Source organism: Leuconostoc sp. (assembly GCF_965300815.1).
Window position 1 is genome coordinate 1 of record NZ_CBDKZH010000187.1, and the last position, 1,598, is coordinate 1,598.

A 1,598-nucleotide genomic window follows, 5' to 3' on the forward strand; every position below is an offset into this window, starting at 1 on the left:
GACACAGTTGAAGGTGAATCGGCGGTATTTAATCATGACTTACGGCAACAGGGTGTAGCGGATCAACGTATTCAACAGTTACTGGATTTGCCAAATGTCATCATGACACCCCATGTGGCGTTTTATACGAACCTTGCCGTACAAAATATGATTGATATTGCATTGGATGATGTTTTATTGATCATTCAAGGACAACCAGCATTACATGAAATTTAAAAAGCGCTTTTGCGCGTACATATATAGGTAACTATTGCAATGCGTGATAACGGGAGAAAAGAAATGAAGTCAAGTGTCGGTCGTGGCCAACAAACCAAAAAATTTATCGTTGATGTGCTAAATGGGACAAGTTTAGGGATTGTCATTACCCTGATTCCAAGTGCGCTAGTGAGTCAACTTTTGTTACTCTTTCCTAATAGTGTGATTGCAGCAAATATTAATTTTATGACAACGTTGATTCAAAGTACGCTACCGCTTGTTGCTGGTTTTGCGGTGGGACATCTATTGAAATTATCCACGATTGACGCTGGTGCGATTGCTTTGGCAACGTTTGTATCCTCAGGTGTTGTGACGAAAACAGCTACGGGGATGGTGATTAGTGGGACTGGGGTTATTTTAAACATTGTTTTGATTACGTTGGTTGCGGCAATTTTAGTTAAGTTGACAACAACCGTGTTTGGTCATTTAAAGATGTTGTTACAACCGTTGATTGTTGTGTTGTTGGCGGGCGGATTGGGCTTGGTCACCTTAGCACCGTTAAGACAAGTGCAGGTGCTGATGGGAACAGCGGTTGCAGCAGCTACCCACTTGACGCCATTGTTGATGGGGGCCTTGCTTGGTATGGCCTTTGCTTTCCTTGTCGTGTCGCCGCTATCATCTGTTGGCATTGCAATGGCGATTAATTTATCCGGTGTTGGATCTGGTGCGGCTAATGCGGGGATTGTTGTCGCGAGTTTTACTTTAGCGGCAATGGGCGCTAGTGTGAATCCTATCGGTGGTACGTTGGCACATTTTATTGGTTCACCAAAAATTCAGATGGCCAATATGCTCTTGAAGCCAAAACTATTTATCCCAACAACGATTGGCGCGGGTATTATGGGTATCTTGGCAACGGTATTTGATGTAAAGGGAACGCCATTTTCTGCTGGTTTTGGTTTTTCAGGCTTAATTGGACCGATGACGGCTTATGGGTTGTCTAATCAGTCGGCAAAAGCGGTAGTGGATATTGTATTGGTTTTTATCGTGTTTCCATGTGTATTAGCTATGACATTAAAGTGGTTATTTATCAAAAAATGGCATTTGATTAAACCGGAAGATCTCAAATTGACGTTGCAATAAAATGACTGATGGGAACAAGCCTAACATACCGAAAAGTTTCAGGTGAAATATCTAGCAAAAAGCGAACGAAAAAAGTGATAAAAAGGGTGATAAAGGGATAAAGCGAACGTGTAAAAAAGAAGTAAAAAAGGGGTTGACGCAGGGGGATAAAGGCGGTATATTAGTATATGTTCTAACGGCGGCGGACAAGCAAGCGGTTACAGTGAGAGATTTCTGAAAGGAAATATCGAAAGAAGTAGTTGACAAGCGAGACGCAACGTAGT

General features: G+C 42.2%; 1 protein-coding gene and 1 pseudogene. Both read left to right on the plus strand.

Annotated features, from left to right (window positions below; translation table 11 throughout):
* A pseudogene (locus ACW12G_RS07955) lies at positions 1-216 on the plus strand (D-2-hydroxyacid dehydrogenase); the annotation flags it as partial.
* Between the two features lie 63 nt (positions 217-279).
* Positions 280-1,335 carry a PTS transporter subunit IIC gene (locus ACW12G_RS07960; protein WP_455647715.1) on the plus strand — a complete coding sequence of 352 codons (1,056 nt, stop codon included), beginning with the start codon at positions 280-282 and terminating at the stop codon, positions 1,333-1,335.
* Positions 1,336-1,598: the final 263 nt, after the last annotated feature.

Bases quoted from the DNA above. Each gene is read 5' to 3' on its own strand.
- ACW12G_RS07960 (WP_455647715.1), top strand. From the start codon at position 280: ATGAAGTCAAGTGTCGGTCGTGGCCAACAAACCAAAAAATTTATCGTT.